At 52.1% G+C, this 1,570-nt stretch carries 1 protein-coding gene; it reads right to left on the reverse strand.

Going from position 1 to position 1,570, the window contains the following annotated elements; genetic code table 11:
- Positions 1 to 70: 70 nt before the first annotated feature.
- Positions 71 to 1,294 (reverse strand): ATP-binding protein, encoded by a 1,224-nt coding sequence (locus tag HWX89_RS14050; protein ID WP_138792938.1) that lies wholly within the window; start codon positions 1,292 to 1,294, stop codon positions 71 to 73.
- Positions 1,295 to 1,570 lie beyond the last annotated feature (276 nt).

Here is a 1,570-nt window from a genome sequence, read left to right on the forward strand (position 1 = left end):
TAAGTCCCATTTTTCCGCCGGACTTCCAGGACCGCTCGCGCGTCTGGAGCCTAGAGAGAATTCCCAGGCGCTAATGCCACAACGCCGAAATTGGAACCGCCGATAATCGTTCTCCAAATGGAATTACCTTGTGGTGGTCGTAAAGGACCATGCCTGATACGAAGCGCTCTCCGCATTCTTCGGCCAAAATTCGTAAGCCAGAGAAATCGGAATTTGTGACGGATGCTGCGGCTTTTATCTCGATGCCGACAATCCGCCCTCGCCTGTCTTCAATGACAATATCGACTTCATTCTGCTGCTTGTCACGAAAATGCGAAAACTCAAATCGTGTATGTGCGGCACTGGCGAGTTTGAGTATCTCCCCAAAAACGAATGTCTCAAGCAACGCTCCGAACTGCCCTCTGTCGTCCCGCATTCTCTCGAGAGACAGGTCACGAAGAGATGCGAGCAGGCCAGAATCGAGGAAATGTATTTTAGGGGTTTTGGTCAAGCGCTTTAGTTTGTTGGAAAACCAAGGTTGAACGGTTCGGGCGAGGAACAGGCTCTCGAATATACCGACGTATTTCTGGGTTGTGACGTGGTTCATCCCGATGGGGGCGCCAATTCCGGAGTAGTTCACGAGTTGTCCCGAATGCTCAGCTAGAATCCGCAGCAAGCGCGGCATTTGCGCAATCTGCTCAATTTGGGCAACATCTCGAACGTCGCGTTGAACGATCGCTTGGATATAGTCCGCATACCAGTCGTGTTTGCGGCTCAACGTTTTGCGGCTCAATGCCTCGGGATATCCACCGGCGAGGACCGCAGCAATCAAGTCGTCACCGATGACGGGTTCTCCGGACTTTGGTTCATTTTGAAAGGCGTCGCTCAGGAAGCTGCTGCCCGCGGCTCTGATCTCGCTCTGCGCAAGCGGCAGCAATCGAACGACCTCCATGCGTCCTGCGAGCGAGTCCGCCACGCGTGGCAGCGTCATAATATTAGCTGAACCGGTCAGGAGGAAACGTCCCGGGCGCTGGTCGATATCCACACTTTCTTTGATTGCGAGCAACAGCTCGGGGGCGCGTTGAATTTCATCGATGACGGCGCGATCTATACGCCTTACGAAGCCAACTGGATCCTGTCGCGCTGCATCCAGGGTTGTCGCATTGTCTAGAGTGTAATACTCCATGGCCTCTTTGGCTATCTTCTTTGCCAGTGTCGTTTTTCCTGATTGTCGGGGACCGACGATCATAATCACTCTTGTGTCTAACATGGCATCGGCAACACGTTGCTCGACGAGTCTTGGGTAGAGCATCACGGCCTTATTCCTCTCAATGACCGTTTGAAAATACATTGTTGACTAATTGAAAGTCAAGGTTTGACCATTTGAAATTGATTTGGCGGCTGATTGAAAATAGAGGTCCGAACTCGGTGGCACGAGGTAGGCGAGAGGTACGCAGGCACCGCCTCCAGCTAATCAATTACCCGAGCTGATTTAGCTGAAACGCGCCGAGAGGATGGCCAAGGATGAGGAAGACAATTTGTGTTTACGCTGAACACGATGCTGAGCTTTACAATGGAAGATTCTAACGCC

This window comes from Rhizobium sp. RM, from assembly GCF_013390595.1.
In the GTDB taxonomy this organism is placed as follows: domain Bacteria; phylum Pseudomonadota; class Alphaproteobacteria; order Rhizobiales; family Rhizobiaceae; genus Agrobacterium.